At 37.0% G+C, this 5161-nt stretch carries 2 protein-coding genes and 4 pseudogenes; all 6 read left to right on the plus strand.

The window, feature by feature from the left end; translation table 11 throughout:
- Positions 1-12: 12 nt before the first annotated feature.
- Positions 13-1174 (plus strand): annotated as a pseudogene (locus IYQ92_RS09815) (IS256 family transposase).
- Between the two features lie 196 nt (positions 1175-1370).
- Positions 1371-2075: an ABC transporter ATP-binding protein gene (locus tag IYQ92_RS09820; protein WP_195676476.1), complete on the plus strand. Its 705-nt coding sequence runs from the start codon at positions 1371-1373 to the stop codon at positions 2073-2075.
- Positions 2075-3085 (plus strand): ABC transporter permease, encoded by a 1011-nt coding sequence (locus IYQ92_RS09825; protein WP_195676477.1) that lies wholly within the window; start codon positions 2075-2077, stop codon positions 3083-3085. The genes IYQ92_RS09820 and IYQ92_RS09825 overlap by 1 nt, the downstream gene beginning before the upstream one ends.
- Before the next feature lie 114 nt (positions 3086-3199).
- Positions 3200-4032, plus strand: a pseudogene (locus tag IYQ92_RS09830) (ABC transporter ATP-binding protein).
- A pseudogene (locus IYQ92_RS09835) lies at positions 4025-4300 on the plus strand (ABC transporter permease); the annotation flags it as partial. The pseudogenes IYQ92_RS09830 and IYQ92_RS09835, both read left to right, overlap by 8 nt.
- A 94-nt stretch (positions 4301-4394) precedes the next feature.
- Positions 4395-5161, plus strand: a pseudogene (locus IYQ92_RS09840) (IS256 family transposase); the annotation flags it as partial.

A 5161-nucleotide genomic window follows, 5' to 3' on the forward strand; every position in this document is an offset into this window, starting at 1 on the left:
AGATTTATTCCTATGACTCAGTTTACCACAGAACTACTTAACTTCCTAGCCCAAAAGCAAGATATTGATGAATTTTTCCGTACTTCTCTTGAAACAGCTATGAATGACCTGCTTCAAGCAGAGTTATCAGCCTTTTTAGGGTATGAACCTTACGATAAAGTAGGCTATAATTCTGGCAATAGTCGCAACGGAACTTATTCACGAAAATTTGAAACCAAATATGGTACGGTTCATTTAAGCATACCTCGAGACCGAAATGGAGATTTCAATCCAGCTTTGATCCCCGCTTATAGACGTCGTGATGATCACTTGGAAGAGATGGTGATTAAACTCTATCAAACAGGAGTAACAACTCGAGAAATTAGTGATATCATAGAGCGTATGTACGGCCATCACTATAGTCCAGCTACAATTTCTAATATCTCAAAAGCAACTCAGGAGAATGTCGCTGCTTTTCATGAGCGAAGCTTAGAAGCCAATTACTCTGTGTTATTTCTTGACGGAACCTATCTTCCATTAAGACGTGGAACCGTTAGTAAAGAATGTATTCATATCGCACTTGGCATTACACCAGAAGGACAGAAGGCTGTTCTTGGATATCAAATCGCCCCAAATGAAAACAATTCTTTTTGGTCCACCCTGTTAGACAAGCTTCAAAGTCAAGGCATCCAACAGATTTCTCTTGTAGTGACCGATGGCTTCAAGGGGCTTGAGCAGATGATTAGTCAGGCTTACCCATTAGCTAAACAACGTTGATTAATTCATATTAGTCGAAATTTGGCTAGTAAGGTGAAGCAATCTGATCGGGCAGTTATTCTGGAGCAATTTAAAACGATTTATCGTGCTGAAAATTTAGAAATGGCAGTCCAAGCTTTGGAGGACTTTATCGCTGAATGGAAGCCAAAGTATAGGAAAGTGATGGAAAGTTTGGAGAATACGGACAATCTTTTAACTTTTTATCAGTTTCCCTACCAGATTTGGCACAGCATTTATTCGATGAACCTCATTGAGTCTCTTAACAAAGAAATCAAACGTCAAACGAAAAAGAAGTTTTTTTTCCTAACGAGGAGGCTCTGGAACGTTACTTAGTTACTTTGTTTGAATCAATCAAAGTTAACGCATCCATAAAGGGTTTTGCCAATGTTCTGACACACTTGAAAGTTTATTTGATTAAAACTCCGTAACTCTACTTGAGTGTTTACACATAATTATTGACAGTATCAGTTAGTTTGGTTAAAATGCTATGAGGAGAAGGATTTACTGGCTAGATTTAAATCGGAATATAAAAATTATACTAAACAGACACCAGCGATTTTTGTGAAAATAAAAGATATTCACAAATTTTGGAAATTCTTATTAGGGAGATAATCATGGATGCTATAACTTTTCAAAATGTGTCAAAATCTTTTGGGAAAGTCACTGTCTTGGATGATATGTCTTTTTCTATTCCTCAAGGAAACTTAGTCTGTTTACTTGGACCGTCAGGATCAGGAAAGACTACAATTATGAAACTCATGCTAGGTTCTGAAAGGCCTAGTCAGGGTCGGGTAAGTGTTTTGGGACATCAACTTAGCCATAAAGATTTGTACCTATTTGGTGTGATGCCCCAATCGGACGCTGTTTACCTAGACTTATCAGGTTATGATAATTTATTATTTTTTGGGAAATTACATAAGTTAAAAGATGATATCCTGAAGGAAAGAATTCATCGTCTAGCAGAGCTGCTAGACATGTCTCATGCCCTTCATCATTTGGTTTCTACCTATTCTGGTGGCATGAAAAAGAGGCTCTCTTTAATGATTGCCTTACTTCATGACCCTAAGGTTCTTATTTTAGATGAGCCAACTGTTGGAATTGACCCCATTCTTAGAAAAAAGATTTGGAAGGAGTTTCGTTCACTTCAGAATCGGGGTAAAACCTTATTGATTTCGACGCATGTCATGGATGAAGTGACTTACTGTGATCATGCTATTTTGATTCGTGAGGGAAAAATCCTTGCTCAGGATAGACTAGAGACATTGTTAAAAGAGAGTGAAGGAAATATTGAGACTTTATTTTTAAAGGAGGGGAACTAATGGGCGCTACCGCTATACGTGTTATTAAGCAAATTATTCGCGATAGAAGGTCTTTACTAATGATTTTTATTGTCCCTCTATTGATTACGACTGTTTTATTCTTTCTATTAGGTGACAGTGATCCCAAAATGTCGATTGCCACAAATAGTCAACTCCCACAAGTGACAAAATCGATTGAGCATCATGCTGAACTAGCACATTATAAGGACCTAACACATGCCAAAGAGGCTTTGAAAGATGGGAGACTCCAGACTTATATTGATTACACCAAAAGTGGAGTAGAGGTATATTTTAAAGAGGATAACTCTTTATATAGCAGTAAAGTCCATACCATCTTGACAGAGTCGCAAGAAAAACTATCACCAGATTCAAAAATTACCAGTCACTTGTTGTATGGTAGTAATCTTGACACAAATTTTGAAAAGCTCAGTTACGCTTTAATTGTTGTTGTGGCATTTTTTCTTATTTTCCTGATTTCGGGAATTTCTTTTGTGAGAGAGCAAGTGCTTGGAACGTTGGAACGAATCCTCCTAAGTCCAGTCTCTAAAGTAAGATTGGTACTAGGTTACACACTGGGGTTCAGTATTTTTGGTATCGTGCAAGGAAATCTTTTATATGCTTTTACGAGGATTGCCTTGGATGTTCCTTTAAAAGGTAGCCTCCTATTTACAGAGTTCATCATTATTATACTTTCTCTCGCAGCTGTTTCGATTGGGATGTTTGTGGCCATCTTTGCCAATACGGAGTTCCAGATGGTGCAATTTATTCCTATCGTGATTATTCCGCAAATTCTATACTCTGGGATTTTACCAATAGATGGTTTACCCTACCACTTGGAAAATCTCAAGTTTATTATGCCGATCTATTATGGTGCAACCGCTCTGAAAAAAGTAGCTATTGACCAGATGAGTTTTTCAGCTATAGGTTACGATTTACTTGCAATGCTAATAATCACTCTCTTTTTTACAGGTCTTAATGCTCTTTTCTTGAGAAAATATCGGAAAATTTAATGTGATAGAAATAAGTGTAGCCATAATAAAAGAAAAATAACGACATCCATGTCGCTATTTTTTTTGGTGTCCATTCTTTATACTAGTGTCATAGCATTATAGAGGGGAAAACTTATGACAAATAAAGTTATCGACGCTAAAAATATTAGAAAGACATTTGGCAAATCACTTGCTATTGATGATATTAGTTTTTCGATTGCGGAAGGTCAAATCTTTGTTTTTCTTGGACCTTCTGGCTCAGGTAAAACAACGACCATTAATATTCTCACTAGACAATTAAGAGCTGACAGTGGTCAGGCTAGAATTTTTAACCAAGATTCTAGAAAACTATCTAGTCGAGAACTAGCCAAAATAGGATTGGTCAGTGATACTAGTGGTTTTTATGAAAAATGACCCTTTATAATAATCTACTTTTTTATGGTAAATATTATGGGGTTGATAACTCTCACATTGATGAGCTGCTTAAAAAGGTTGGTCTATATGGGAGCCGTAAGACAGTAGCCGAAAAACTTTCTCTAGGGATGAAACAGAGGATGCTTTTGGCTCGTGCCTTAATCAATAAACCTAAAGTACTATTTCTAGATGAGTCAACTTCTGGGATAGACCCCTCAACCTCTCGAGCTATTCATGAATTGATTCTTGAATTAAAAGAAGAGGGGACAACTATCTTCTTAACGACACACGATATGAATGAAGTGACACTCTTATATGATAGTTTAGCCCTGCTAAATGAAGGAAGATTAGTAGAAACAGGCTCTCCAAGCAGCCTTCTTCAAAAATATAATCAAGATAAGCCTGTCAAACTGACTTATCAAGACAAGTCAGAGGAGATTCTGCCCTTTGATGAACTGGCTCGAGTTATGGAGGAGGTCATTGCGATTCATTCTTGCGAGCCAAGCTTAGAAGATATTTTTATTGAATTAATAGGAGGAAAATTCAATGTTTAGAAGATTTGTAGCTCTGCTCTGGTTGCGTTTGCAGATTATTCTCTCAAATAAGAGTGTGTTTTTACAAGTAGTTATGCCTGCAGGCCTTATTTATCTCTATAAATTTATGATGGATAGCCAATCAGGTCCGAAAGAGCAAATGGGAGTTGCTTATTTAATGATGTGTATCCCATTTTCTCTAGCATTAGCAGTGGGGAGTCCCATTCTAACTATTTTAGCTGAAGAAAAAGAGAAAAATAATCTCAAAACTTTATTATTGAGTGGTGTCAAAAAGGTAGTGTAAAATAAGTTGTGTAAACACAAAAAGGAATAAATCCGTTATAGTAGAGTTGCAACACATTACTAGAAAGAGATTTATTTCTATGACTCAGTTTAGCACAGAATTGCTTAACTTCCTAGCCCAAAAGCAAGATATTGATGAATTTTTCCGTACTTCTCTTGAAACAGCTATGAATGACCTGCTTCAAGCAGAGTTATCAGCCTTTTTAGGGTATGAACCTTACGATAAAGTAGGCTATAATTCTGGGAATAGTCGTAATGGAACGTATTCACGGAAATTTGAAACCAAATATGGGACTGTTCAGTTGAGCATTCCTAGAGATCGTAATGGAAACTTTAGTCCAGCTTTGATCCCTGCTTATGGACTTCGAGATGACCACTTAGAAGAGATGGTTATCAAACTCTATCAAACCGGTGTAACAACTCGAGAAATTAGTGATATTATCGAGCGAATGTATGGTCATCACTATAGTCCTGCCACAATTTCTAATATCTCAAAAGCAACTCAGGAGAATGTCTCTGCTTTTCATGAGAGAAGCTTAGAAGCCAATTACTCTGTTTTATTTCTTGATGGAACCTATCTTCCATTAAGACGTGGAACCGTTAGTAAAGAATGCATTCATATCGCATTTGCATTACACCAGAAGGACAGAAGGCTGTTCTTGGATATGAAATCGCCCCAAATGAAAACAATGCTTCTTGGTCCACCCTGTTAGACAAGCTTCAAAACCAAGGAATCCAACAGATTTCTCTTGTAGTGATAGATGGCTTCAAGGGGCTTGAGCAGATGATTAGTCAGGCTTACCCATTAGCTAAGCAACAACGTTGCTTAATTCATATTAGTCGAAAT

Source organism: Streptococcus sp. HF-1907 (genome assembly GCF_015594605.1).
GTDB lineage: Bacteria > Bacillota > Bacilli > Lactobacillales > Streptococcaceae > Streptococcus.

What these genes read in the sequence shown, in the direction of transcription:
- IYQ92_RS09820 (WP_195676476.1), top strand. Translation starts at nt 1,371, where the DNA reads ATGGATGCTATAACTTTTCAAAATGTGTCAAAATCTTTTGGGAAAGTC.
- IYQ92_RS09825 (WP_195676477.1), top strand. Translation starts at nt 2,075, where the DNA reads ATGGGCGCTACCGCTATACGTGTTATTAAGCAAATTATTCGCGATAGA.